This window comes from Streptomyces sp. DH10, from assembly GCF_029813805.1.
GTDB classification, from domain to species: domain Bacteria; phylum Actinomycetota; class Actinomycetes; order Streptomycetales; family Streptomycetaceae; genus Streptomyces; species Streptomyces coeruleofuscus.
Genome location: NZ_JARVKU010000003.1, coordinates 83,262 through 109,310, shown reverse-complemented (window position 1 = coordinate 109,310; position 26,049 = coordinate 83,262). Strand labels below are relative to the sequence as shown.

The 26,049-nt window shown below is 70.4% G+C and carries 23 protein-coding genes; 9 read left to right on the top strand and 14 right to left on the bottom strand.

Translation table 11 applies throughout. The features are described from left to right. The first annotated feature begins 197 nt into the window (after positions 1-197). Positions 198-809 carry a hypothetical protein gene (locus QC385_RS07355; protein WP_279540465.1) on the top strand — a complete coding sequence of 204 codons (612 nt, stop codon included), beginning with the start codon at positions 198-200 and terminating at the stop codon, positions 807-809. A gap of 192 nt (positions 810-1,001) precedes the next feature. On the opposite strand, the gene QC385_RS07350 is transcribed toward QC385_RS07355, so the two are convergent. The 6 genes from QC385_RS07350 to QC385_RS07325 are packed head-to-tail and all read right to left on the bottom strand — an operon-like array spanning position 1,002 to position 4,929. Continuing rightward, positions 1,002-1,544 carry a hypothetical protein gene (locus QC385_RS07350; RefSeq protein WP_279540464.1) on the bottom strand — a complete coding sequence of 181 codons (543 nt, stop codon included), beginning with the start codon at positions 1,542-1,544 and terminating at the stop codon, positions 1,002-1,004. After that, the gene (locus QC385_RS07345; protein WP_279540463.1) at positions 1,541-2,119 is read right to left on the bottom strand and encodes a hypothetical protein; all 579 of its coding nucleotides are present in this window, start codon (positions 2,117-2,119) and stop codon (positions 1,541-1,543) included. The genes QC385_RS07350 and QC385_RS07345 overlap by 4 nt, the downstream gene beginning before the upstream one ends. Further along, a complete protein-coding gene (locus tag QC385_RS07340; RefSeq protein ID WP_279540462.1) occupies positions 2,116-2,784 on the bottom strand; it encodes a hypothetical protein in 669 nt (222 codons plus the stop codon). Before QC385_RS07340 ends, QC385_RS07345 begins: the two co-directional genes overlap by 4 nt. After that, positions 2,765-3,361, bottom strand: a complete 597-nt coding sequence (locus tag QC385_RS07335) for a hypothetical protein (protein WP_279540461.1) — start codon at positions 3,359-3,361, stop codon at positions 2,765-2,767. Before QC385_RS07335 ends, QC385_RS07340 begins: the two co-directional genes overlap by 20 nt. Positions 3,362-3,394: 33 nt before the next feature. Continuing rightward, positions 3,395-4,621, bottom strand: coding sequence for a putative T7SS-secreted protein (locus tag QC385_RS07330; RefSeq protein ID WP_279540460.1), 1,227 nt, complete (start codon positions 4,619-4,621; stop codon positions 3,395-3,397). After that, positions 4,618-4,929 carry a WXG100 family type VII secretion target gene (locus QC385_RS07325; protein WP_279540459.1) on the bottom strand — a complete coding sequence of 104 codons (312 nt, stop codon included), beginning with the start codon at positions 4,927-4,929 and terminating at the stop codon, positions 4,618-4,620. Before QC385_RS07325 ends, QC385_RS07330 begins: the two co-directional genes overlap by 4 nt. A 164-nt stretch (positions 4,930-5,093) precedes the next feature. On the opposite strand from QC385_RS07325, the gene QC385_RS07320 reads away from it, so the two are divergent. Beyond that, positions 5,094-5,774: a hypothetical protein gene (locus tag QC385_RS07320; RefSeq protein ID WP_279540458.1), complete on the top strand. Its 681-nt coding sequence runs from the start codon at positions 5,094-5,096 to the stop codon at positions 5,772-5,774. 72 nt (positions 5,775-5,846) lie between these two features. Here the strand turns inward: QC385_RS07320 and QC385_RS07315 are convergent, their stop codons facing one another. After that, positions 5,847-6,146 (bottom strand): WXG100 family type VII secretion target, encoded by a 300-nt coding sequence (locus tag QC385_RS07315; protein WP_082319687.1) that lies wholly within the window; start codon positions 6,144-6,146, stop codon positions 5,847-5,849. A 357-nt stretch (positions 6,147-6,503) separates the two neighbouring features. On the opposite strand from QC385_RS07315, the gene QC385_RS07310 reads away from it, so the two are divergent. Beyond that, positions 6,504-11,141 (top strand): FtsK/SpoIIIE domain-containing protein, encoded by a 4,638-nt coding sequence (locus QC385_RS07310; protein WP_279540457.1) that lies wholly within the window; start codon positions 6,504-6,506, stop codon positions 11,139-11,141. 5 nt (positions 11,142-11,146) lie between these two features. Then, a complete protein-coding gene (locus QC385_RS07305; protein WP_279540456.1) occupies positions 11,147-11,815 on the top strand; it encodes a hypothetical protein in 669 nt (222 codons plus the stop codon). On the opposite strand, the gene QC385_RS07300 is transcribed toward QC385_RS07305, so the two are convergent. Both QC385_RS07300 and QC385_RS07295 read right to left on the bottom strand, forming a co-directional pair. Further along, a complete protein-coding gene (locus tag QC385_RS07300) occupies positions 11,730-13,550 on the bottom strand; it encodes a serine/threonine-protein kinase (RefSeq protein ID WP_279540455.1) in 1,821 nt (606 codons plus the stop codon). The genes QC385_RS07305 and QC385_RS07300 overlap by 86 nt on opposite strands. Positions 13,551-13,639: 89 nt before the next feature. After that, entirely contained in the window at positions 13,640-14,488 is an 849-nt protein-coding gene (locus QC385_RS07295) for a menaquinone biosynthetic enzyme MqnA/MqnD family protein (protein WP_279540454.1), read from the bottom strand. A 319-nt stretch (positions 14,489-14,807) separates the two neighbouring features. On the opposite strand from QC385_RS07295, the gene QC385_RS07290 reads away from it, so the two are divergent. The 3 genes from QC385_RS07290 (at position 14,808) to QC385_RS07280 (ending at position 16,442) form a co-directional block, all read left to right on the top strand. Next, on the top strand, positions 14,808-15,011 hold the full coding sequence (locus QC385_RS07290) for a cold-shock protein (RefSeq protein ID WP_003992177.1): 204 nt from the start codon (positions 14,808-14,810) through the stop codon (positions 15,009-15,011). Positions 15,012-15,172: 161 nt separating this feature from the next. Further along, a complete protein-coding gene (locus QC385_RS07285) occupies positions 15,173-15,424 on the top strand; it encodes a hypothetical protein (RefSeq protein ID WP_279540453.1) in 252 nt (83 codons plus the stop codon). A gap of 358 nt (positions 15,425-15,782) precedes the next feature. Continuing rightward, positions 15,783-16,442, top strand: coding sequence for a class I SAM-dependent methyltransferase (locus tag QC385_RS07280; protein WP_279540452.1), 660 nt, complete (start codon positions 15,783-15,785; stop codon positions 16,440-16,442). A gap of 14 nt (positions 16,443-16,456) precedes the next feature. On the opposite strand, the gene kstD is transcribed toward QC385_RS07280, so the two are convergent. From kstD to QC385_RS07260, 4 genes are all read right to left on the bottom strand, one after another. Further along, positions 16,457-18,184: a 3-oxosteroid 1-dehydrogenase gene (gene kstD / locus QC385_RS07275; protein WP_279540451.1), complete on the bottom strand. Its 1,728-nt coding sequence runs from the start codon at positions 18,182-18,184 to the stop codon at positions 16,457-16,459. A gap of 199 nt (positions 18,185-18,383) precedes the next feature. Further along, a complete protein-coding gene (locus QC385_RS07270; RefSeq protein WP_443032852.1) occupies positions 18,384-19,535 on the bottom strand; it encodes a sugar ABC transporter substrate-binding protein in 1,152 nt (383 codons plus the stop codon). 80 nt (positions 19,536-19,615) lie between these two features. After that, on the bottom strand, positions 19,616-21,499 hold the full coding sequence (locus QC385_RS07265) for an AMP-dependent synthetase/ligase (protein ID WP_279540798.1): 1,884 nt from the start codon (positions 21,497-21,499) through the stop codon (positions 19,616-19,618). Between the two features lie 267 nt (positions 21,500-21,766). Continuing rightward, positions 21,767-23,050: an acetyl-CoA C-acetyltransferase gene (locus QC385_RS07260; RefSeq protein WP_279540449.1), complete on the bottom strand. Its 1,284-nt coding sequence runs from the start codon at positions 23,048-23,050 to the stop codon at positions 21,767-21,769. A 93-nt stretch (positions 23,051-23,143) separates the two neighbouring features. On the opposite strand from QC385_RS07260, the gene QC385_RS07255 reads away from it, so the two are divergent. After that, positions 23,144-24,481 carry a 3-oxoacyl-ACP reductase gene (locus tag QC385_RS07255; protein ID WP_279540448.1) on the top strand — a complete coding sequence of 446 codons (1,338 nt, stop codon included), beginning with the start codon at positions 23,144-23,146 and terminating at the stop codon, positions 24,479-24,481. Then, positions 24,481-25,326: a MaoC family dehydratase gene (locus QC385_RS07250; RefSeq protein WP_279540447.1), complete on the top strand. Its 846-nt coding sequence runs from the start codon at positions 24,481-24,483 to the stop codon at positions 25,324-25,326. Before QC385_RS07255 ends, QC385_RS07250 begins: the two co-directional genes overlap by 1 nt. Here QC385_RS07250 and QC385_RS07245 read toward each other — a convergent pair. Beyond that, positions 25,314-26,003, bottom strand: a complete 690-nt coding sequence (locus tag QC385_RS07245; RefSeq protein WP_279540446.1) for a TetR/AcrR family transcriptional regulator — start codon at positions 26,001-26,003, stop codon at positions 25,314-25,316. The two genes, QC385_RS07250 and QC385_RS07245, sit on opposite strands and share 13 nt — an antisense overlap. Between the last annotated feature and the right edge of the window lie 46 nt (positions 26,004-26,049).

Below are 26,049 nucleotides of genomic sequence, written 5' to 3'. Positions count from 1 at the left end.
CTTACCGCCGTCATTCCGCCGGCACTCCTTGTCTCCCGCAGGCTACGAAAATTCGAGATCGTGATGGTCAAGTTCCCCACAAGTACGGACCTGTGGCAGGCATCCAAGGTGTTCGTCGAGACGGCGGCGGAGAATTGCCGGTGAGTAGATCACGACTGTCCGCCAACAGGTGACCGGGCGAGAAGGAGACGGAAAGCGTGGGAGGCACGGCCAAACCCCGACGCCGCAAAGCAGCTGCCCCTTCGCTGCAGTACGAGCGACATGCGGGCAAGCGGCGTACCGGCGGCAAGGACACGAGGGAGAAGGGCGAGTTCGTCTTCGGCTGCCTCGTCTTTCTCTGCATCACAGGCGGCATCGTCCTCCTGGCAGTCGTCGACATGCTGTGGGGCGACGACACCTGGCAGTGGGCAGCAGAGGCGTGGCCGGGCGGGGCCTACGCCTTCGCCGCATGCCTGGGGGTCCTGGCCCCGTGCCTGGTGTTTCTCTCGGTATGGTCGCTGAGCAGCATGAAATGGAAGTCCTGGAAGGCCCACCCCGCCCGCACGCTGGTCCGCACGGGCCTCGGTGTCACATCCGCAGCCGCGCTCGTGCCCTACGTGAGCCTCGTATTCAACGCCCAGGACACCGGCAAGTGGGGCCGCGGCCGCGACACCGCACCAAGCTGGGTGTTCAGCACCTATCCGTGGCTCTGGGCAGTGGGACTGCTCTCCACGATCGTCACGATCACAGCACTCGTCCGCGCGGCCTTCGTCATCAACGACCGCCGACGCCCGGAGGCCGAAGAGGCCACTCAGCCGACGGAGCCCTGACGGTCTACTGAGGCACACGATGAGCCGGCTCGACTCAGGCCCCCGCTCAGTGATCCCTGAGGTAAGTCTCGTCGCCCAGCCGCGCGGCACGGCACCCGTGAACAGGCACCGCGCGGCGTCAGCAGTTTACGGGGGGGGGCCGGTCTGGCCGATACGACCCGTACAGCTCGCCCCCACAATCGCCGCGGCCACCTATCCCTGACCCGCCGCCCGACTCTTCCCCTTGCCCTTCTTCCTAAGCCTCCGTACCCGTTCCCGCTCCCGCGCCGCCCGCTCCGCGGCCCGCGCGCTGGTCCAGCGGTGGACGGACCAGCCCACCAGACCGGCACTGAGGGCATAGGCCAGGAACGCGCTGCCGGTCCCGGGGATGTACGCACAGCTCTCCGACCGGCAGTTCCTGCCGGGCAGTCCGCTCAGCAGCAGGAAGAACGGCCCGAACGCCGCCGCGCAGCAGACCGCCGTGCCGACGGCGTGCAGGCCTCGCGCCAGGCGGGTCCGGTCCGAGAGCCCGGAGGCAGACCGCAGCCAGCCGGCCACCCCGAGCACGGTGACCACACCGAGGCCACCACCGACCGTCCAGGCGCCCCCGGGCAGGTCCACGAACACCGGAACGGCCTCACGGGCGAATCGCTTCCCCAGGCCCATGACCAGCAGGATCAGGCCCGTGCCGACGACCAGCCCGAGGATCACCCCGACCATCCCCAGGCCGCCTCGCAGAGCTCCCGCCCGCGTCATACGACCCACCGCAGAGAACCCGCGATGGCGTCGCACAACTGCTCCATCGGGCCGGACATCCCGGTGAGCGGGGCCGAGAAGGAGAGCGTCAGGTAACCCACCCCGCCGGGCATCAGGGCATGTACGTCCAACGTCGTGGCATCGTGAACGCGCACTGCAGCACCCGTGGGGAGATCCACCACCGACACGTGCCGCCGTCCTGGGCCTTCCGACTCCCGAAGCTCGAGCCAGGCCGCGTACTTCTCGGGGTCAACGGGGGTGGTGCCCAGCGGGATCAAGGACACGAGGAGCGAGGCCGGGAGGCCGCCGTTGCGTGTGGTCGTGAGGAGGAAGAACTCCATGGCACCGCGCGCACGGCCAGCTTCGGCGGTGTTGCGCAGTGTGGCCCACACGTGTTGTTGCAGCTCCGCGGGCACGCGTCGGCCCTCTGCCTGCCGGTCCACATACGTCTTCAGTTGAGCGCGCCAGCGATCCTGCATGAGGTCGATGCGGAACCACTCCCGCGGAACCAGCAGCCGGTAGTCCCTGGGCACCCCCACCGTCGGTGACGCATCGCCTGGTGCCGCCTCCTTCATCCCGGCATCACCAACGGGGCTCCGTCGCTGTCGAAGAAGCGGACGCTCTTGACGATGCCGGCGAACATGGAGGAGAAGACGTCCCACCCTTCGACCGTCGGCGTGCCCATTTCCAGCAGGAGCACGGTCCCGTTGGTCAGCGGAATCTGGACCTGTATGAACGACGTCCAGATCGACTCATCCTGCCCCGACTGCGTCAGGCTCCCGTCGACGCTGGACGGCCGGTTGCCGACGCACGTCACCGCCGGGCCGCAGGGCAGCTGCACTTCGCCGATCTGTCCGAGCTCCAGGTGCCGCATCGTGGTGGCGATGAAGCCCACCGGATTGCTGCCGGCTCGCTCATCGAGGTCCAGCAGGCTGACGTTCACCGTCGCTGTGCAGCGGACACCGTCGACCTCCGTGGTGACGAAGCCCGCGTACTGCACGCCCGCCTCGATGAACTCGTCGTAGTGCGCCACGCACATCGCGGCGTACTGCACCTGCACTTCCTCGTCGGCACCGGGCAGCGCCTGCTTGGCCAGCTCGACCAGTTGCTCACCCAGCTCTTCCAAGTCATCAGCCTCGAAAGGCAGCTCGAGGAAGCCCTCCGGCATGATCCAGCGAACCTCTATGCCGCCGCTTTCTGTGAGGCTGCGCTGGGCTTCGTCAACGGTGTCCGTGGTCATCTGCGCCTTTGCTCTCGGACTGTTCGCGATCAGCCACTTCGGGACGGAATCTCGCGGCGAAGGGGTAGGGCCCGTAGTGCGGGTAGTGAGCGGGGATGTCAGCTCCTCCCCGACGAGCGATGTGGGCGATCTGCCGGTACTTCGCCGCCCGGGCCCGCAGGTTCTGCCGGACCGGATCGCCCCATTGTGTAATCGCACTTCGCACGAAGAAGAAGATCTCAAGCGCCAGGACGGCTCCGGCGACCGCCAGATAGGCGTTGCGGGCTGCTGCGGTCTCCCAGTACTGAGCCACACCGGCCCAATAGGTCACGGCCCCGAAGCCCACGAGCGCCAGCGGCACTCCGTGCTTGAACCCCGCGTTGAACATGTCCTCTTCGTCGACATGACGCCGGCGCAGCATTTCGAGCACCGCTCGGTCGTCCAGGAAGTCGAACCGAAGCTCTCGTCGAGCTTCCTCCGCGGCCCGCTTCGCCTCGGGCACGGCAGCGATCACCGAGCTCTCGACCAATGTAGCCACGTCACCGCCCCGTCGGCCGATGAACTCCTGCGGCCCGAGATGCCGCTTGTCCTCGCTCATGCTTCCTGTCCTCCTTGAACGGATTGCCAAGCCTTAGGCCGCCAGGGCCGCATTGAACGGCTTCGGCGAAACGCTCGGAGCGGGACCGGGCGAAGGCGACGGCGCAGGTGTGGGCGTAGGTGTGGACGTACTGGCGGCAGGCTCTTGGTAACCGGTCCTCTCGCCGTTCTCGCCGCTGAGCATCCTGTGCAGGGCGCTGCCGAGACCGGCCCCCTTGATCACTCCGGTGATCTTCCTGCCTTCTATCGCGCCGCGGCCTGCCTTGCCCAGAACCCAGTTGACGCCCTTGACGGCGATCCCGTTCATGAAGTTGTCTCCCACACCGCGGAGTGCGGCGGAGCCGCCCACCTTGAGCTTCGCCAGTCCCTTGACACCCTTGAGAGCCTTGATCCCCTTCAGGGCGCCCAGTCCGGGGAACACTCCCAGCGCATCGGCTCCCAGCTTCATCCAATCGACCTTCCCGCCACGCACCGTCATGTCGTATGCATGGCCGGCGAGCGCAGCCGCGCTGGTCACCACGGCAAGGGCCGCGAATATGGGAGCCAGGAACTGAAGGGGTGGGACGAATGCGCAGATCACCGCAAGCACGGACAGGACGGCCGAGATGTTCGACAACATATCCGCCCAGTCCGCCAGCAGGTTCATGAAACCGCCCGGATCCCGGACCGCATCATGGTGCACGACGTTCCTGATATGGCGGGCCGCCTTGTCCCCCGCGTCGTCGTAGATTTCCCTGGCGTCCTTCACCGCCCTGCGTGCATCGCCGATGCGATGCAGGGCCTCGTCACGCTTCTTGACCCAGCGCTCGTACTCTTCCTTGTCCGCGGCGGGGATGGTCTGCGCGGGATACTTTTCGGTGAACTTCTTCACCTCGTCGTCCGCGAGGTCATGGTCGGCCTTGGCCTCACGGTAATCAGCGAGCGCCTTGTCCGCCTTCCGCTGCGCGCGGCGCATTTCACTGGCGAACTGGTCCGAGCTGCCTTCGCGCACGTCCTCCCCGATGGCCTTGGCCGCCTCGTCATAGCGCTCGAAGGACTTCTTCAGCTTGTCTGCCGTGCCACCGGCGAGTTCGTGGAAGCCCTTTCCGGCCTCACTGTCCCAACCCTCCACCGAAGCAAGCGCCTTGATGACCCGGGACTGTTCCTCGATCATGTCGGCCATCTTGCGCAACTTGCGTCCCAGTTTGGCGACTTCCTCCGGGTCACCCGGTGTCGGGTCGTCGTGCCACAGAGGCGGCCAGTCGGCGTCGGTCCTGCTCACTTCTTCCCCTTGCTCTGCGCCTTGGCATCACGTATGGCCTTGGCCAGTTCCTGGTCGATCTCGTCGTACGCCTTGGCGGCGGTACGCGTGAATTCGGCCAGCTGCTCAAGTTCCTTCATCAGTTTCTTGCGCGTTTTCTTCCAGGTGTCCCCGAATTCACCGAAGGCATCCTTGAGCCCACCGTGGCCTACCGCCTGACCGTACTCGCCCGCAGGATTGCCGTTCCGCTCGAACTCGCCATGAATCTTTGTCAGGTCTCGTGAGCACTGTTTGATGGCGGCGAGATCCGCCTTTATGTGGTCCCCCATCAGCGATGCCTCTCTATGGCTCTAAAACTTTTCTCGGTGCGAACTCGGTGCGAATCTGACGAGCGCGGGCACGATTGCGGACTCCCTCACTCCTCCTGGCGCCCCGTACGAGATACGCTCTCGATACAACAATCCTGTTCCGCGTCGGCGAGGAGAGTCTTGACGTGACATCTACGGACAAGCAGCGCGTGGCAATGGACCGCCTGGGCATCCACGCCGAAGCCGGCGACTGGTGCTGGATCGGCAAGATCCCGCAGCCACCCGCCGACGTACTCCAGGCCGCAGGCAACCCCCGTCTCCGCCCTGCCAGACTGCCTCCGCTGAGCATGATCGGCGTGGTGCTCGGCGCACCGTTCATACCGCTCCTCATGCTGTTGCGCCTTCTGTCCGCTGCGGAAGAAGCCGTCAAGCGATCCCTCGACAGGGAGGAAGAGAAGGAACAGCGGCGTGCCAAGGAGGAAGAGGACAAGCGCCGAGACGCCGCCATCGCCCAACAAGACCTCGACAACGTCTTCGACGGAAACTGGCACGGCAACGCCGGGCAGTTCCTGCTGCGTTGGTACAGCCACTCCACCCACCACGAGCGCATGGTGCTCGCGACCCGGGAGGGGATCGTCCTGGCGGCTCCGCCGCGGCGCGTCAGCGTGGGGCGGGAGAAGCACATGCAGGTCGTCGCCCGCCTGCCTGCCTCCGAAGCAACCCTCGTCGACCCCTTCTCCGGCGAATTCGAGTCGAGCATCCTGCTTATACGTTTCCGTGACGGATCCTGGCTGCGCGTCGACACGGAAGAGCCCCGCAGCGATCTTCACATGTACGTGCTCCGGCAGCCCCTCGCCGACAGCTGACGGGCCTCGGCCGGCCGGGCGCCTGCCCGGCGCGTTCAGCATCCGCTGCCGCACCGGGCGGGCGTCGTCCGGCTACTTGCGAGCCTGCTTCGCCAGCTCCTCGTCGATCTGCTCGAACTTGTCGGCAGCCATGGTCAGGTAGTCACCCATGCCGTCAAGGCCGTCCAGCGTGGTCTTCGTGCCCTGCACGAACTCGTCGAAGTTCTCGTCGAACGCCTTCGACGACGACTTCGTGACGTAGCCGGACTGCACGAGGTTGTTGATGTACTTGCGGAGGCCCTCGAGCTTCTCCTGGAGCTTTTCCTTCTCCTTCACGACATGCTTGGCAGCTTCCCGCATGTCCTGATATGTGATGTCAAGGTCCTTGGCCATGAAGCCGCTTCCTCTCACAACGCCGCAGGGCCAACCCCCGTGGCTCCCTGTTTGCGGACTCATCGGCCTCCCGGCCGAGTTGCCGATCGCACGTGGCAACCGGTGTGATCGTCCGCTCTTGCGTCAGCAGCTTACGGGTGTGGTCTGCGGTGCCACATCCCTGGCCTGTGAACGAGCCGTCACGAAGTCGTGTACGTCGTTGCCATCGGGAACGTCACGGCGCCTCCCCATTGCCTCGCCGCCGCACCGAACGGATATCGTCCCTTACGGCTGTGACCCGTGTGACTGACGCGGACGGGGCAGCCGCCACACAACCACCGCGGCCACACCGGCCCAGTGGCACGGGGAGGACTAGTCGTGCGCTTGACTCTGACCGTCGTCGACCCGTACGGCGGTGGTACCGCCGACGTCGTGCTCGATGCCGATCCTGAGTCCACCGTGGGGGACATCGCCCAGGAGCTCGCCAAGCAGGTCGGGCACAGCGGCGCGCAGGTCATCCCGCTGGGACAGCACCGCCAGGTGCCGGCCAACAACGCGCCCCTTGTGTACGTGGACGGGTACGCCGTCGACCCGAACGCCACCGTCGTCGGATCGCCCCTGCGCGACGGCGCCGTCGTCAGCCTCCAGGACCCTTCCGGGTGTCTGCCCGGTGAGCCCACCGGGCTCGTGGAACTCCGGGTCGTGGGCGGGCCCGCGGCCGGGTTCGTGCACCGGCTCGGCGTCGGGCGCTACGACATCGGCAGCGGGGCCGCCTCCTACGTCCGTGTCGACGATCCCGAGGTCGACGGCCGGGCCCTCACTCTCTCCGTCGCCACCGACGGCACCTGCCAGGTCGCCGTGCACATGGACAAGGAACACGTCACTCTCGACGGCAAGTCCCTCGCCGAGGACGAGAAAGAGGAACAGGGCGAGAAGAAGAAGAGCGGCAAGAAGAAGGACCAGGGCAAGAAGGACGAGAAGAAGGGCGGGCCCACCGAGTGGCCCCTCGGTGCTCAGATCGGCATCGGTAACACCCTCCTCGAACTCACCCGTTACACACCCCCCAACGCCGCCCTGAAGTGGTCCGACGACGGCATCGGGCTCGACTACAACCGGCCCCCGCGGCTGCGTCCGCCCGAGCGGCAGACCAAATTCCGGCTGCCGTCGGCGCCCCGTGAGTACGAGGCCCGCCCGCTGCCCTGGCTGATGGCGCTGACGCCGCTCGTCGGTGCCGTCGTGTCGGTCATGATCTTCCAGCGCTGGTACTACCTGATCATGGCCGCGCTGAGCCCGTTCCTGCTCTTCGCGAACTACTACAACGACAAGAAGCACGGGCGTAAGTCGCACGCCAAGCAGGTCCAGGAGTACGAGGAGCAGAAGGAGCGGATCGAGAAGGATGCCCAGGACGCGCTCGTCGTCGAGCGGAACGACCGGCGGCATGCGATACCCGATCCGGCGACCGTGCTCGCCCTCGGGACCGGGCCCCGGACCCGTCTCTGGGAGCGGCGGCGCACGGACCGGGATCATCTCCTTCTCCGCGTCGGAACGGGGCAGTTGCCCTCCGAGGTCGTGCTCGACGACCCCGAGCAGGACGATCACCGTCGCCAGGTGACCTGGAAGATCGAGGACGCCCCGGTCGCGCTGCACCTGCGCACCCTCGGCGTCATCGGCATGGCCGGGCCCGGGGATTCCGCCCGTGCTCTCGGGCGGTGGGCCGTCGCCCAGGCCGCGGCGCTGCACAGCCCCATGGACGTGCAGTTCTACGTGCTGAGCGAGAACGCCGCGCAGGAGTCCTGGGACTGGGTGCGCTGGCTGCCGCACGCCCGGCCGTCCGGCGGGCAGGACGTCAACGTGCTCATCGGGACCGACGCCGAGACCGTCGGCGCCCGCATCGGCGAGCTGACGCAGATCCTCGACGCGCGCAAGAAGGCCGCCGAGCAGAACAAGTCACAGGGCGGTTCGAGCTTCAGCGACCCCGACATCGTCGTCGTGTGGGACGGGTCGCGGCGGCTGCGGTCGCTCCCCGGTGTGGTGCGGCTGCTGCGCGAGGGCCCCTCCGTGTCCATGTTCGCCCTCTGCCTCGACGCCGAGGAGCGGTTCCTGCCCGGCGAGTGCCAGGCATACGTCGTCGCCGAACCGAAGGCCGAGGAGTACGAGCACGACCAGCAGGTCCAGCAGCAGTCCCAGCAGGTCGCCGGCGCCTTCCCCTCCTTCCAGGCCTGGCACACCACCGACCCGCAGCCCGAACAGGGGGGCCGCGTCGAGAAGTTGCGCCTGCGTGTGGAGGAGGCCGGTGCGGAGCGGCTGAAGGACGTACGGCCCGACTTCGTCTCCCCCGCCTGGTGTCTGCGGCTCGCCCGGTCACTGTCGCCGCTGCGGGACATCAGCGGTGAGACCGAGGACTCGGCCCTCCCGGGCTCGAGCCGGCTGCTCGACGTGCTCCAGCTGGAACCGCCGACGAGCGACGCGATCGTGGCGCGGTGGCGGATGGGCGGGCAGTCGACGCTGGCCGTCATCGGTGAGTCGTACGACGGGCCGTTCGGGATCGACATCCGCAAGGACGGCCCGCACGGTCTCATCGCCGGTACGACCGGTTCTGGTAAGTCGGAGCTGCTCCAGACCATCGTGGCGGCGCTGGCCGTGGCGAACACGCCCGAGAACATGACGTTCGTGCTGGTCGACTACAAGGGTGGCGCGGCCTTCAAGGACTGTGTGCATCTGCCGCACACCGTGGGCATGGTGACCGACCTCGACGCCCACCTGGTGGAACGGGCCCTGGAGTCGCTGGGTGCCGAGCTGCACCGGCGCGAGCACATCCTGGCGGCCGCCGACGCCAAGGACATCGAGGACTACCAGGACCTGGTGCGCCGGGACCCTTCGCACCAGCCGGTGCCCCGGCTGCTCATCGTCATCGACGAGTTCGCGTCGATGGTGCGTGACCTGCCCGACTTCGTGACAGGGCTCGTGAACATCGCCCAGCGAGGGCGTTCCCTCGGTATTCATCTGCTGCTGGCCACGCAGCGGCCGAGTGGTGTCGTGTCGCCCGAGATCCGTGCCAACACCAACCTCCGTATCGCGCTGCGCGTGACGGACGGCGGCGAGTCGACCGACGTCATCGACTCGCCGGAGGCCGGGCATATCTCCAAGAACACCCCGGGCCGCGCCTACGCCCGACTCGGGCACGCCTCGCTGGTCCCCTTCCAGTCCGGACGCGTGGGAGGACGGCGGCCCGGTGCCGCCGACCCGGCCGTACTCATGCCCTGGGTGGGCCCGCTGACCTGGGAGGACCTCGGGCGGACGGCGCTGGCCAAGCCGAAGGCCGAGGCCCGTGAGGACGAGGAGATCACGGACCTGAAGGTCCTCGTGGACACCATCCGCGACGCCAACCGCTCGCTCGGCATCCCGCCCCAGCACAGCCCGTGGCTGCCCGCCCTCGACGAGACGCTGCTGCTGGACGAGATCGAGGTGCCCGCGTTCGCCGGCGGCCCCGGCAAGCTGCCGCCCGCCCCGTACGGCATCGAGGACCTGCCCGCCAGCCAGTCCCGCCGCCCGGTCGTCGTGGACTTCTCGTCCTTCGGCCATCTGATGATCGGCGGCGCCCCGCGCAGCGGCCGTTCCCAGGTGCTGCGCACCCTGGCGGGCTCCATCGCCCGCACCCACTCCGTGGCCGACGTGCACCTCTACGGCATCGACTGCGGCAACGGCGCGCTCAACGCGCTGACCCGGCTGCCGCACTGCGGCGCGGTCGTCGGCCGTAACCAGACCGAGCGGGTCGTGCGGCTCGTCAACCGGCTCAAGGGCGAGATGGGCCGCCGCCAGGACCTGCTGTCGGACAAGGGCTTCGCGGACATCGGGGAGCAGCGGGCCTCGGTGTCCGAGGATGAGCGGCTGCCGCACATCGTGGTGCTGCTGGACCGCTGGGAGGGCTGGGTTCCCACCCTCGGCGAGATCGACCACGGTTCGCTCACCGACGAGTTGCAGACGATGATGCGCGAGGGCGCGAGCGTCGGCATCCACCTGGTCCTGACGGGTGACCGGACCCTGCTGGTGGGCCGTATCGCGACCCTCACCGAGGACAAGTACGGTCTGCGTCTGGCCGACCGCAGCGACTTCTCGGCGCTCGGCATCCCGGTCCGCAAGGTGCCGGAGGAGATCCCGCCGGGCCGTGCGTTCCGCAACGAGTTCGGTACGGAGACGCAGTTCGCGCTGCTCGCCGAGGACACCAGTGGCCAGGGCCAGGCCGCGGCGCTGGCGGCGATCGGCGAGGCGGCCACCGCCCGCTACGCCGAAGTGCCGCGCTCGCGCCGCCCGTTCCGCGTCGACAGCCTGCCCAGCCGTATCTCCTTCCCGGAGGCCTGGGAACTGCGCGACCCGGAGGCGTCCCGCTCGCGTCTGTGGGGTCTGGTCGGCATCGGCGGCGACGAGATCGTCGGCTTCGGCCCCGATCTGGCGCAGGGCGTACCGGCGTTCGTCGTCGCGGGCCCGGCCAAGTCGGGCCGCTCGACGGTGCTGCTGAACTTCGCGCACTCGTTCCTGGCCCAGGGCACGCGCCTGGTCATCGCGGCACCCCGCCAGTCGCCGCTGCGCCAGCTCGACGGCACGGAGGGCGTGCTGAAGGTCTTCACCGGCGACGACATCGACGAGGACGAGTTCGAGGAGCTCGTCGACCAGGCGTCCTTGGAGGAGCCGATCGCGGTCCTGATCGACGACGGCGAGATCCTGGAGGACTGCGACGCCGAGAGCCAGCTCAAGAAGCTCGTCTCGCGCGGCGCCGAACGCGGTCTCGCCCTCGTCATCGCCGGTGACGAGGAGGACGTGTGCAGCGGCTTCTCCGGCTGGCAGGTCGACGCGAAGAAGGCCCGCCGCGGCATCCTCCTCTCCCCCCAGGAGTCCTCCAGCGGCGACCTCGTCGGCGTCCGCCTGTCTCGCAGCATGGTCGGTGGCCAGGTCGCGCCCGGCAAGGGCATGCTGCACCTCGGGGACGGGGAGCTGCGTACGGTCGTGGTTCCGGGCTGACGGCGTTGTCCAGGGGGTCGGCGAAGCCGAAGCGGAGGAAGGCGGCGGGGGCCGCGCTGCGGTACGAGCACCGGCCGGGGCGGGCCGCCGCCGAACAGCCCGAGAAGCGGGACTGGAGTTGTCTGGGGGGGGGCTGTGCGATTCTCGTCGGTTTCGCCGCTCTGATCACGCCGCTGGTGCTCTTCGAAACGTACTGGGGCCATGACCTCTGGGGCGGCCTCGCGCCCGCGTGGCCCGGCGGCGCGTACGCCTTCGCCGCCACTGTGGGGGCCCTGGTACCGCTGGTCTTCCTCGCCTGGGTCGGGCCCCTGACCCGGATGGACTGGAAGAAGAGCAAGTCACGTTCGCTGGCCTGGGCTGCCGCCTCGCTGCCCGGGCTGGCGGCGGGGTACCTCGTCGCCGGGGTGATCATGACGACCACACGGCCCAAGCGGCGCCGCAACTGGGACTACGACTGCTACCGCGAGGGCGGGCCCTGCTGGGTGCACGTGCACTATCCGTACCTGTGGGTCGTCGGTCTCGTCGCCACCCTCGCCGCGGCCGCGCTGCTGATCACCCTGTTCTTCAAGTACGGCGGCCGGTCCTCCGCTACCGCACCTTCGACATCCGAGCCCGAGGACGACCCGAGTCCTCGCTCTCCGACCGGTACTGGAGATCGTCACCCACCGGCGTGAGGCGCACGGTCGTGGGGGCCGGGTTGCAGCCGCCGTGGTTGGTCTTCGCGCCGACCGACGTCGCGACGAGCTCCTTCTTCGTCACCTGCTTCAGGGTCAGTACGTCGACGCAGACGCCGCCGATCTGGTCGGTCTGGCGCAGGCGGCCCAACTCCTGGCCGACGGCGGCCCGTTCGACGGTGATCCGGAACGTGCCGAGGGGCAGCCTGCCGTCGAGGGCGCTGCCCTGGCCCTCCCAGGTGCCGAGGTAGGCGGCGGGTACCGCACCGGAAGGGGACAAGGAAGGAGAAGGGGCGGAGCTCGCGGTCGCCGCGGGTGGGGAGCCGGGGCCCGCGCCGGAGTCGCTCGTGTCGTCGTCGGAGGTCCGGTCCGGCAGCAGGTCGAAGACGAACACCGAGCCGATCGTCACGGCCGCCATCGCCCCGGCGACCGCCAGCGCCACGGTGCAGCTCAGCCTCCGCACCCGCCCGCCGTCCTCCGGCGCGGACGTGGCCGCCACGGAGACGGAGATCTTGCCGGGGCGGCGGTCGGCGGGCGCGGTGGTGTTCTGCGGGTCGCCGTCCCGGGGTGCGGGTACGGCGGCGGAGGGGCCCGTGGGCGGGGGCATCACCGGGGGTGGCCCGAACACGCCGGCGCTCGCGGCTCCGGCCGTGCCCGTACCCGTACCCGGTGGCCCTGCTGTTTGCGCCGTACCCGTACCCGGTGGCTCTGCTGCCTGCGCCGGACCCGTACCCCTACCCGGTGTCCCTACTGCCGGCGCCTGGTCCTCCGCCTCGGCCGCGGCCACCGACGGGCTGCTGAAACCGACCGGCCCCGACAGCCCCACGCCCTGCGAACCCGTCGCCTCCAGGTTCAGCAACTGCACGGCGCTCCGGCTGACCTGCTCCACCAGTGCCCCCGGCAGCCACCCGCCCGCCACCAGCCGGGCCGCGCCGTCGGGAGCCAGTTGCCGGGCCACCTCGGCGGGTACGGGCCGTGCGCCTGGGTCCTTCGTCAGGCAGGCCGCCGTGAGCTCGCGCAACTGCCCGTCCAGGCCGCCGAGTTCCGGCTCCTCGTGGACGACCTTGTAGAGCAGGGACGCCGATGAGTCGCCGGGGAACGGCGGCTCGCCGGTCGCCGCGTACGCCAGGACCGCCCCGAGCGAGAAGACGTCCGCGGCGCCCGTGACGCCCTTGCCGAGGATCTGCTCGGGCGACATGTAGCCGGGCGAGCCGATCGACACGCCCGTGGACGTCAGGGACGCCGTACCGTCCGTGGCCCGCGCGATGCCGAAGTCGATCAGCAGCGGCCCGTCGAGCGTGAGCAGTACGTTCGACGGCTTCACGTCCCGGTGGACCAGGCCCAGCTCGTGCACCGCCGTCAGCGCCTCGGCCAGCCCCGCCCCCAGCACCCGTACGGTGTGGGCCGGCAGCGCGCCGCCCTCGGCGACCGCGGCCGACAGCGAGGGGCCCGCCGCGTACGCCGTCGCCACCCAGGGCACCCGCGCGTCCGGGTCGGCGTCCAGGACGGGTGCCGTCCAGGCGCCGCCGACGCGTCGGGCGGCGTCGACCTCGCGGCGGAAGCGGGCCCGGAACTCCTCGTCCAGGGCGAAGTGCGGGTGGACGATCTTCACCGCGACCGTGCGGCCGCCGGCGCTGCGGCCCAGGTAGACCCGGCCCATGCCGCCGGAGCCCAGCCGGCCGAGCAGCCGGTAGTGCCCCACGACGGTGGGTTCGTCGACTTCGAGCGGCCGCATGGCGTCACCCCTCCCCCGTAGGCGCCCGCAGGCCTCGCCGGCCCCCGTACGCGCTCCCACAGCAGAGTAGTGCGGGAGCGCCGGCCCGCTCATGGCTGGAGCAGGTCCACCTTCACGTCCGCGGGGAAGCCGGTCGTCGGGCCGACGCGCCGGGCGAACTCGGCGACCGCCTCCAGCTGCGGGCCGCCGAAGCGGAAGTCGAGCGTCGTGAAGTACTGGGCGAGGGTCTTCTCGTCGAAGTCCTCCCAGCGGGCGGCCTGCTCGGCGACCTTGTCGACCTCTTCCAGGGAGAGGTTGCGGGAGGCGAGGAAGGCCTCGTGCACCTTGCGCGTGAGGACCGGCTCGCGCTCCAGGTAGTCGCGGCGTGCCGCCCAGACGGCGAAGACGAACGGCAGCCCGGTCCACTCCTTCCACAGCTGGCCCAGGTCGTGCACGTCCAGGCCGAAGCGCGGGCCGTCGAGCATGTTCGCGCGCAGCGCCGCGTCACCGATGAGGACGGCCGCCTCGGCCTCCCGCATCATCAGGCTGAGGTCGGGCGGGCACGTGTAGTACTCGGGCCGTACGCCGTAGCGCTCGGCGAGGAGCAGCTGGGCGAGGCGGACGGAGGTGCGGGAGGTCGAGCCGAGGGCCACGCGGGCGCCGTCCAGCCGGTCCAGCGGGACCTGCGAGACGATCACGCAGGACATGACCGGGCCGTCGCAGCCGACGGCGATGTCGGGGAAGGCGACCAGTTGGTCGGCGTGCTTGAGGAACTCGACCAGGGTGATCGGGGCGATGTCGAGCTCGCCCTGCACCAGCTTCTCGCTGAGCTTCTCCGGGGTGTCCTTCGTGAGCTCGAAGTCGAGGAGCGTGCCCGTTCTGGCGAGCCCCCAGTACAGGGGCAGGCAGTTCAGGAACTGGATGTGGCCGACGCGCGGCCGGGTGCGAGGATTGTCCACATCGTGAGGCTAGCCCTCTTGGCCTACGGGCCCGCGCCCGGCCCCGCGGTGGGCTCGTGACCGGCGGGCGGCGCCTTCACCGCCAGTCGGCGGAGGCGGTTCAAACATTCGGGTGACGTGATCTTGACCCCTATTGCATTCCGGGGACTGCGTGCTAGGCTCATCGCAAGTTGCAGTTTGGTTTCCCTTGCAGTACAGAGCCTGCGGAGCATGTGACCGCGGGCTCTCGTCATTCTCAGACGTATGCAGTTGTGCAGAATTCATCTTCACACTTGCTGGTTCTGGAGCAGGGCAACCCTTTTGGGCCCAAGGAGGGCTTATGGCTACCGGAACCGTGAAGTGGTTCAACGCCGAAAAGGGCTTTGGTTTCATCGCCCAGGAGGGCGGCGGCCCCGACGTCTTCGTCCACTACTCCGCGATCAACGCGAGCGGCTTCCGCTCTCTCGAGGAGAACCAGCAGGTGTCTTTCGACGTCACGCAGGGCCCGAAGGGCCCGCAGGCTGAGAACGTCACGCCGGTCTGATCAGTAGTACCCAAGGAGCCCCGCGCCGTCAGGCGGCGGGGCTCCTGCCTTTTCTCCTCTTGCGGCCCTCTTGCGCCCCTCTCCTTACCTCCTTACGCCCTCCCTTACGCCCCGGTGAATTTCCGGCGAATTCTGCCCGTGGGGCATGGGAGGATGCCCGGATGCAGACAGACCCGGAGAACGACGGGGAAACCGGCGACACCCCCGCCCCCGCGGACAAGCGCCTGGCATCGGGCCTGTCCCTCGGCCTGTCCATCGGCACGGCGGTGGGAGTCGTCCTCGCTCTGACCGTCTTCGACAACATCGGCCTGGGCCTGGCCCTGGGCCTCGGCCTGGGCACGGCGATCGGCGCGGGGGCCGGGCTCGGGGGACGACGGGCGGACGAGGACCGCGGGGACGGGCCTGCGCAGTAGGACTGGGGGACGCGCCTGCGCAGCAGGACCGCGGGAACGGCCTACGCAGAAGGACCGGGGCGACGAGCCTGCGCAGCAGCACCGCGGGAACGGCCTACGCAGAAGGACCGGGGCGACGAGCCTACGCAGCAGCACCGCGGGAACGGCCTACGCAGAAGGACCGGGGCGACGAGCCTACGCAGCAGCACCGCGGGAACGGCCTACGCAGAAGGACCGGGGCGACGAGCCTGCGCAGCAGCACCGCGGGAACGGCCTACGCAGAAGGACCGGGGCGACGGGCCTACGCAGCAGCACCGCGGGAACGGCCTACGCGGCACGCGCGCCGGCGGTGTCAGTCCCTCGCAATATGGTCGGGGCCATGACCGAAGCCGACTTCCTGACCGAGACCCGTGTCTTCTACGACGCCGTGGCGGAGGACTACGCCGCCCACTTCAGTGACCCGCCCGTTGCCATGCCGTTGGACCTTGGACTGCTGTACGGCTTCACGGAGCTCGTGGGTGAGGGGGGCGAGGTCGCCGACCTCGGGTGCGGGCCCGGGCGGGTGACGGGGTACCTGGCGTCACGGGGGCTGTCCGTGTTCGGGCTGGACCTGTCGGAGTCGATGCTCGCGATCGCCCGGCGGGAGAATCCCGGTCTGCGGTTCGAGCAGGGCTCGATGCTGGAGCTGGACCTGCCCGACGGCTCGCTCGACGGCGTCGTCTCCTGGTACTCGACCATCCACACCCCGCTCGACCGGCTGCCGGACGTCTTCGCCGAGTTCGGCCGCGTCCTGCGGCCCGGAGGGCATCTGCTCCTCGGCTTCCAGGTCGGCGACGAACCCCGCCGCCACGAGGAGCCGTTCGGGCACCAGGTGGCGCTGGACTTCCGGCGGCGGCAGCCGGAGCGGATCGCCGCCCTGCTGGAAGCCGCCGGTTTCATCCTGCGCTCCCGTACCGTCCGGGAGCCCGACGAGGCACTCGGGGAGCCGGTCCGCCAGGCGTGCCTGGTGGCCCGCAAGCCGCCGGAGCCGATTTCCTAGCTGCCCCCGGCCCCCTACAACACCCCCGCGGCATCCCTCGCCGCGATGTACCCGAACGTCATGGCCGGCCCGATGGTCGAGCCCGCGCCCGCGTAACTGCGGCCCATCACCGCCGCGCTGGCGTTGCCCGCCGCGTACAGGCCCGGGATCACCGAGCCGTCGGGGCGCAGGACGCGGGCCCGGGCGTCCGTGCGCATGCCGCCCTTCGTGCCGAGGTCGCCGGGGACGATGCGGAAGGCGTGGAACGGGGGGAGCCGGAGGGGGGCCAGGCAGGGGTTCGGGAGGACCGACGGGTCCGTGTAGTAGTGGTCGTAGGCGCTGTCGCCGCGGTGGAAGTCGGGGTCCTCGCCCCGCCGTGCCTGGGAGTTGAAGCGGTCGACCGTGGTACGCAGGGCCGCCGGCGGGACGCCGATCGACGTGGCCAGGGCGTCCAGGGTCCAGGCCTTGTGCGCGGCGCCCGAGTCGTACCAGTCGTCGGGGAAGGGCAGGGTCGGCAGGACGTCCTTGAAGAGGTACCGGTTGCGGTAGTTCTGGTCGACGATCAGCCAGGACGGGATGGCCGGGTCCGTGTCGTGGACGTCGTACATGGTGTGGACGACGTCGCTGTACGGCGCGGCCTCGTTGACGAAGCGCCTGCCCGACCCGTTGACCAGCAGGCCGCCGGGCAGGGTGCGTTCGGCGAGGCAGAAGTACGGCTGGCCCGGGACCGGGATCGCCGGGCCCCACCAGGCGTCGTCCATCAGGTCGAGCGCCGCGCCGAGCCGCTCCCCCGCCCGGATCCCGTCGCCGGTGTTCTCCTTGGCGCCGACCGTCCAGTCCGTGCCGATGGGCTGTCGCTGGTAGCGGTCGCGCATCGCCGCGTTGTGCTCGAAGCCGCCGGAGCCTACGATCACGCCCCGGCGGGCGCGGATCAGGCCGGGGGCGCCGTCGCGGGCGACCACGGCTCCGGTGACCGTGCCGTTCTCGACGTGCAGGTCCGTCAAGGGCGTGTTCAGCCACACCGGCACCCCGGCCGACCGCAGTCCCGCGCGCAGGCCGGCCGCCAGCGACTGGCCCATGGTCAGCGGCTTCTCGCCGCGCAGGGCCGCCGCCGTCCCGCGCGCCAGGCACTGTGCCGCCACGGCCGCCCCCTTGGCGTTCACCGCGGCCAGAGCCAGCCACTTGTAGTCCGCGCTGAAGACCACCATGCCGGCGGGAACGTCCATGTACGGCGGGTTCAGGCGGGCCAGCTCGGCGCCGAGGATCCTGCCGTCGAGCTGGTCGGGCTCGATGGAGCGGCCGTTCGCCAGGCCGCCGGGCAGTTCGGGGTAGTAGTCGCTGTAGCCCTCCATCCAGCGGAAGCGCAGGGGGCTGTGGGCCATGACGTAGGAGATCGCCGCCGGGCCGTGGGTGAGGAAGGCCCGCTGCCGGTCGGCGGGGACCTCCGGGCCGACGACGGCGGCGAGGTAGGCGGCGGCCTCGGCCGGGGTGTCGGGGACGCCGGCCGCGAGGATCACCGGGTTGTTCGGGATCCAGATCCCGGCACCGGAGCGGGCGGTGGAGCCGCCGAAGGTCGGGGCCTTCTCCACGACGACGCAGCTCAGCCCCTGCCCGGCGGCGGTCAGCGCGGCGGTCATCCCGGCCGCGCCGGAGCCGATGACGACGACGTCGTACGTGCCGAGCGGGGGTAAGTCGGCGGCGTGGGCGCCCCGTTGCACTCCGGCGGCGACGGCGAGGCCGGCCCCCGCGGCGCCGGCCAGCACTCGTCTCCGGGAAGGAGCGCCGGAAGGGGAAGCAGAAGGGGAAGCGGGAGGGGAACCAGGACCGGAAGCAGCGGGCGGTGCGGCGTTCATGTCAGTGGTCATGACGTCTCCAGCGCGACGGGACACCTCAAGGGGTGGGGAATGTCGCGCGGGCACCTCGCGAAGTCAAGAGCCAGGCCGTGATGCCCCGTTGGACGTTCTAGTCGAGGCCGATCGCCGCGCAGTCCGCCTTGTACTTCGCTGTGCAGATGTCCTTGACGGTGTAGACCCCGTCCGTGATCACCGTCTCCTTGATGTTGTCCTTGGTGAGGGCGACCACCGGCACCAGCATCGCCGGGATGTCCTTCGCCGTGGGGCTGTCGACCGTCTCCCGGGTCAGCGCGGCGAACTCGATCGAGCGGCCCTGGACCTTGGCCACCGCGATCTTCGCGGCGTTCGTCGCCTCCAGCAGGAACGACTTGTACACAGTCATGTACTGCTCCCCCGACACGATGCGCTGCACCGCGTCCAGGTTGGCGTCCTGTCCGGTCACCGGCGGGATCCTGGAGGCGCCCGCCTCCTCCAGCGCCTCGATGACGGCGCCCGCCATGCCGTCGTTGGCGGAGTAGACGGCGGCGATGTTGTTCAGTCCGACGGTCTGGATCGCCTTCTTCATGTTCGCCTTGGCGATCGAGGGCTTCCACTCCTTGGTGTCGTACTGCTGGACGATGTCGACCGCGCCTTGGAGCTCGCTGAGCGCGCCGGTCTTGAACCGTGCCGTGTTGGGGTCGGCGGGGTCGCCGTTCATCATGACGACCTTGCTCTTCTCGGCCTTGTCGCCGAGCTCCCCGACGATGGCGCGGCCCTGCACCTGCCCGACGAGTTCGTTGTCGTGGGAGACGTACGCGTCGATCGGGCCCTCGGCGAGCCGGTCGTAGGCGATGACCGGGATGCCGGCGGCCTTGGCCTTCTTCACGTCCGAGGCGATCGTCTTGGAGTTCAGCGCGTCCACCAGGATGACGTCGACCTTGTCGTCGATCATCTGCTGGAACTGCTCGCTCTGTCTGGACACGCTCGCCTCGGCGTTGGCGTACTTGACCTTGCCCTGGTCATCGGTGAGGGAGGCGACCTCCTCCTTGATCAGGGGGTAGTCGAACTTCTCGAAGCGTGCCGTGTCCCGGTCGGGCAGCAGCAGGCCCACCGTGATGTCGTTGCCCTTCTTCACGCCCGCGGAGTCGTCGCTCCCGCCGCCTCCGCAGGCGGTGAGGGACAGGGCCGACACGGTGACCGCCAGGGCTATGGAGAGGTGACGCACAGCGGGCCGACGGGTGGTACGCGCTTTCACTGGTGGTGCCTTCCGATGGGGGAGCATCGCGACGAGGTGGCTAGAAAGCCAACGTGCAGACGCCTTGTGGCGTCAAGAACCCCGTGTGAAGAGATCGCAAAGGTGCCTCACCGTGTGTACAGAGCCTCCACTTCCGCCGCGAAGGAGCGCATCACCGCCTCGCGGCGGAGCTTCATCGACGGGGTGAGGTGGCCCGCCTCCTCGGTGAAGTCCTCGGGCAGGATCGCGAAGCGGCGGATGGATTCCGGGCGGGAGACCATCTTGTTGGCCTCGTCGACGGCGCGCTGGATGACGGAGCGGAGTTCCTCGTCGTCGACGAGGAGTTTGGGCGGTACCGGGTGTTTGCCGTTCATCTGGCGCCAGTGGGTGATGCCGTCCGGGTCGAGGGTGATCAGCGCCGAGACGAAGGGACGGCCGTCGCCCAGGACCATGCACTGGGAGATCAGCGGGTGCGAGCGCAGCCAGTTCTCCAGGGGTGCCGGGGCGACGCTCTTGCCGCCCGCGGTGATCAGCAGTTCCTTCTTGCGGCCGGTGATCGTCAGGTAGCCCTCGTCGTCCAGTTCGCCGATGTCGCCGGTGGCGAGCCAGCCGTCGGGGGCGGCGGGTACGACACCGCCGGCCTGGGGGTCCCAGTAGCCGCGCAGGACGTGGTCGCCGGCGAGGAGGATCTCGCCGTCGGCGGCGATGCGGACCCGGGTGCCGGGCAGGGGCCAGCCGACCGTGCCCAGGCGGGGTTTCAGGGGCGGGGTGACGGTCGACGCGCCGGTGGTCTCCGTCAGGCCGTAGCCCTCGAAGATCTCGATGCCGGCTCCGGCGTAGAACGCGGCGAGACGGCGGCCCAGCGGGGAGCCACCGCAGATGGCGTAGCGGACCCTGCCGCCCATGGCGTTGCGGATACGGCGGTAGACCAGGGGGTCGTAGAAGACCCGGGCGGTCTTCAGCGCGCGGGAGGGGCCGGGGCCGGTGCCCGTCTGCTGGGCCTCCATGGCCTCGCCGTAGCGCTGTGCCACCGCCGCCGCGCGGTCGAAGGACGTCACCCGGCCGGCCGCCTCGGCCTTGGCGCGGGCCGAGTTGAAGACCTTCTCCAGCATGTACGGGATGGCGAGCAGACAGGTCGGCCGGAAGCTCGCCAGGTCCGGGAGCAGGTTCTCCGCCTTGATGCTCGGCGCGTGGCCCAGCCGTACGCGGGCGCGGACGCAGGCGATCGCCACCATGCGCCCGAAGACGTGGGACATGGGCAGGAACAGCAGGACCGAGGCCTCTTCGCTGGTCTTGGCCCGGAAGACGGGGTAGAGGAGCTCGATCGCGTTGTCGACCTCGGCGAAGAAGTTGCCGTGGGTGAGCGCGCAGCCCTTGGGGCGGCCCGTGGTGCCCGAGGTGTATATGAGGGTGGCGAGGGTGTCGGGGCCCAGCATGCCGCGCCGCACCTCCACCTCCTGGTCGGAGAGGTGGGCGCCGGCTTCGGCGAGCCGGTCCACGTGGCCCTTCTCCACGACCCACATGTGCTTCAGGTCGGGCAGGCGTTCGCGCTCCGGGCCGAGTGCGGCGGCCTGACCGGCGAATTCGGTGACGAGGGCGACCGCGCCGGAGTCCTGGAGGATCCAGCGGGCCTGGAAGACGGAGGAGGTGGGATAGACGGGGACGGTGACCAGACCGGCCGCCCAGGCCGCGAAGTCCAGGACCGTCCACTCGTAGATGGTGCGGGCCATCACGGCGATCCGGTCGCCGGGCATCAGCCCTTCGGCTATCAGCCCTTTCGCGACGGCCAGCACCTGGCCGGCGAAGTGCGCCGCCGTGACGTCGCTCCAGTGCCCCTCGGCGTCCTTGCGGCTGAGCGCCACGCCGTCCGGGTTGGCGCTCGCGTTGTCGAACGGCAGGTCGGCGAGCGACCCGTGGGTCCACGGCGGCGCCAGCGGCGGCACGGACGCCTCTCGCACCGCCCCGTCGAGCCGCCGTGTCTCGGGCTCGACCAGGACCGGTCCGCCGTACATGTCACCGTAGGCGGAGGAGGGATGGACAGTGGACACGGGCGGCTCCTGGGGCGCGCAGCGAAGGAACTGCTTGCTGCGATACGTACGTGCCTCGCACGCCGAGGCGCTCAACCGGTTGAATCCCCAGAAAGGGGTTACTGCCGGTAGGAACGGGATCGTACGGGCCTTGCGTGGCGGGTTTGTGCGGGTTCGGGGATGGTCCGGAGCCAGGCCTGTGCATTCTCGGGGGTTACTTGAGCGTCCTTCAGGTTCGGCTCGCCACCGCTGTCAGGCCCGCTCCAGGATGGCCGTCACCCCCTGTCCGCCCGCCGCGCAGATGGAGATCAACCCGCGGGCGGGTGCGTCGCGTTCGGCGAGCAGCTTGGCCAGGGTCGCCACGATCCGGGCGCCGGTGGCGGCGAAGGGGTGGCCGGTGGCGAGGGACGAGCCGGCGACGTTCAGCCGGGCGCGGTCCACCGTGCCCAGGCCCCGCTTCTCCCAGGCCGCGAGCGTCGCGAGCACCTGGGAGGCGAAGGCCTCGTGGATCTCCACCAGGTCGAAGTCGGCCAGGCCGAGTCCGGCACGCTCCAGCATGCGCGGGACCGCGTACGCGGGCGCCATGAGCAGCCCGTCCTCGCCTCCGGTGACGTCTCCGCCGACGAAGTCGACGGCCGCCGTCTCGTACGCGGTGAGATACGCCAGCGGCTCCAGGCCGCGCTCGCGGGCCCACTCCTCGCTCGCCAGCAGCACGGTCGCCGCCCCGTCCGTCAGCGGTGTGGAGTTGCCCGCCGTCATGGTCGGGTCGGGGTGGTCGAGGCCGAACACCGGCTTCAGGGAGGCGAGTTTCTCCGTGGTCGACCCGGGGCGCAGGTTCTGGTCGCGGGCCAGGCCGCGGAAGGGGATCACCAGGTCCTGGAAGAAGCCTCGTTCGTACGCCGCCGCCAGCCGCTGGTGGCTGACCGCCGCCAGCTCGTCCTGCGCCGCGCGGCCGATGCCCCGGGCGCGGGCGGTGACGGCGGCGTGTTCGCCCATGGACAGGCCGGTGCGCGGCTCGGCGTTGCGCGGGATGTCGGGGACGAGGTGGCCCGGGCGCACCTTCGCCAGGGCCTTCACGCGGCCGCCCAGAGACTTCGCCCGGCGGGCCTGAAGCAGGATGCGGCGCAGGGAGTCGTTGACGCCCAGGGGCGCGTCGCTCGCCGTGTCGGCGCCGCCCGCGACCGCCGACTCGGTCTGGCCGAGGGTGATCTTGTTGGCGGCGGCGATGACGGCCTGGAGTCCGGTGCCGCAGGCCTGCTGGATGTCGTAGGCGGGGGTGGCCGGGTGCAGCTTCGAGCCGAGGACCGTCTCGCGGGCCAGGTTGAAGTCGCGGCTGTGCTTGAGGACCGCGCCGGCGACGAACTCGCCGACCGCGCCCGGCTCCTGGAGCCCGTACCGCTCCACCAGACCGTCGAGGGCGGCGGTGAGCATCTGCTGGTTGGAGGCGGTGGCGTACGGGCCGTCGGAGCGGGCGAACGGGATGCGCGCTCCGCCGACGACCGCCACGCGCCGCACCGACATCTTCTGGGGGCTCATCTCGACCGCTCCTCGCCTGTGACGTAGCCTTACCTCCGGTAACCTTACTCCAGAGTAAGCAAGTGTGAGCAGTCATCCGAGCTGGGAGTCGCCATGGCCGACCGCTATCTGAGCTTCACCGCCACCGGGCCCGGCCGCTTCCTCACCCGCCGGCTCGGCCTGCCCCAGCCCGCGGCGCTGACCCGCTGGTCCCCCGAGCGGCCCGCCCTCGACGGCGGCCTGCGCCACCTCACCGCAGGCAGGTCCGGCCTCGACCTGGCGCCGGTACTCGCCCGCACGGGGATCGGCCCGGCCGGCTCCGGCCGGGCGGCGGCCGTCGTGCTGGACGCGAGCGGGGTGCGGGACGTCGAGGGGCTCGCCGAGGTGCACGCTGCCCTGCACCCGGTCGTGCGGTCGGTCACGGCGAGCGGGCGCGTGGTCGTGCTCGGCGCGCCGCTCGACCCCGCCGACCATCACCAGGCCGCAGCCCAGCAGGCCCTGGAGGGCTTCACGCGCTCCCTGGGCAAGGAGATCGGCCGGGGCAGGACCGCGAACCTGGTCCGGCTCACGGACGCACCAGCCGCGGAATCCACCCTCCGTTTCCTGCTGTCGCCCAAGTCGGCATATGTGAGCGGCCAGGTGATCGAGGTCGGGGCGGATGAGACGGGGTCGGGCGAGACCGCCCCGAACGACGAGCCCGCCGCCCCCGTCGACCGGGGCCGCCCCCTGGCCGGCCGCACCGCCCTGGTCACCGGTGCCGCGCGCGGCATCGGCGAGGCCGTCGCCGAGACGCTCGCCCGGGACGGGGCGCGGGTCGTCGTCCTCGACGTGCCGCAGGCCGAGCAGGACGCCCGGCGCGTCGCCGACCGGCTCGGCGGCACCGCGCTGCTCCTCGACATCACGGCAGCCGACGCGGGCGCGCGGATCGCCGAGGCCCTGCCGGACGGCCTGGACCTGCTGATCCACAACGCGGGCATCACGCGCGACCGGCGTCTGGTGAACATGCCCGCCGAGCGCTGGATGCCGGTGCTGGAGGTGAACCTGGCGAGCGTGCTGCGCACGACGGACGCGCTGCTGAAGGCCGGGACGCTGAACCGGGGTGGCCGGATCGTGGCGACCGCCTCGATCGCGGGCATCGCCGGCAACGCGGGCCAGACCAACTACGGGGCGAGCAAGGCGGGCATCGTCGGCCTGGTCCGCTCCCTCGCGCCGCGTGCGCTCGCCGAGCACGGGGTGACGGTCAACGCGGTCGCGCCGGGCTTCATCGAGACGAAGATGACGGCCGCCGTCCCGCTGTTCATCCGCGAGGCGGGCCGCCGCATGAACTCCCTCGCGCAGGGCGGTCTGCCGGTCGATGTGGCCGAGACCACCGCCTGGCTCGCGCACCCCGCCTCGGGCGCGGTCAACGGGCAGGTCGTCCGCGTATGCGGCCAGAGCCTGCTGGGGGCGTGATGGCCGACGCCGCTCTCGTCCTCACCGGGTCCCCCTCCCTCGCGCCGCTCCTCGCACGCGGTGCCCTGCTGTCCCCCTTCAAACGCCCGGCCCCCGACGCGCGGTTCCCGCGCACCCGGCTCGTCCTGCCCGCTCTGCGCGTCGACCTCGCACGGCTGGCGGCGTACGAGCGGGTCTGCGGGTTCCCGACCGGGGACGACGCGCTGCCGCCGACGTATCCGCACGTGCTGGGATTCCCGCTGGCCATGCGGCTGATGAGCGGCCGGGACTTTCCGCTGCCGCTGCTGGGGCTCGTCCACACGTCGATCACGATCACCCGGCACCGGGTGATGCCGGCCACCGGGGCGTACGAACTCACGGTGGGCGTCGAGGGGCTGGCGGCCCACCGGCGGGGCACTGAGGCGACCGTCGTCACCGAGGTGCGGGAGGGCGGGGCCGTCGTATGGGAGTCGAGGAGCACGTACCTCGCCCGGCACCGCACGCGACGGCCCGCCGAAGCTGTCCCGGAGGAGGTGCGCAAGCCGCTGCCGGCCGTGGCCGAGTGGCGGCTCGCCGAGGACGTCGGACGGCGGTACGCGGCGTCGTCCGGCGACCGCAACCCGATCCACCTCCACCCGCTCACCGCCCGCCTGTTCGGCTTCCCCCGGGCCATCGCCCACGGGATGTGGACCGTCGCCCGCTGCCTCGCCGCACACGGCACGCCGGACTCCTGCCACGTACGCGCGCGGTTCCGGGCACCGGTCCTGCTGCCCGGGACGGTGACGTACGCGGCGCGGGACGGCCGGTTCGAACTGCGGGGCCGGGAGGACCGGATACACCTGACGGGGGACGTCTACCCCACCTGAGTGCCCGCCTGCTCCTCCGCCTGAGTCCCTGCCCGCTCCTCCGGCGGTGACCAAGGCCGCCCCGCCATGAGGTCGCCCAGCCCCGCCCAGGCGAAGTTCATCATCGTGGCCGCGGCCTGGCGGGCCGTGACACCCGGGGTGGCGTTGGCCCAGGCGGCGAGCGACTCGGCGGCGCCGACCAGGGCCTCGGCGAGACCGGCGACCTCGCGCTCGGGCAGGTCGGGGTCGCGGTGTGCCTCACGTGCGGCGGCGAGGATCAGCTGTGTCACGAACGCGACGATCTCCTCGCGCATCGCGGCGACTTCGGAGGCGAAGGGCTCGCCGTGCGTACGGGCCTGGAGGTGCAGGACCGACCAGGCGTCCGGGTTGCGCGCGGTGTGCGCGAAGAACGCGCCGAGTCCTTCCCAGAGTTGCCGGTCGGCGGGCAGATCGGGCCGGACACCGGCCCGCACGGCCTCGACGAGTGCCTTGGCCTCGCGGCGGATGCAGGCGGTGAAGAGGTCTTCCTTGGAGTTCAGGTACAGGTAGACCAACGGCTTGGACACACCCGCGAGTTCGGCTATCTCGTCCATCGACGCGGCCATGTACCCCCGTTGTCCGAAGATCTGCACGGCGGCGTCCAGCATCTGCTGTTCACGGACCGCACGCGGCATCCGCTTGGTCTTCACGGCACCCATACCGCTTAGCGTACGGTCCCCCCGGCCGGCCCCCGGACGGGAAACC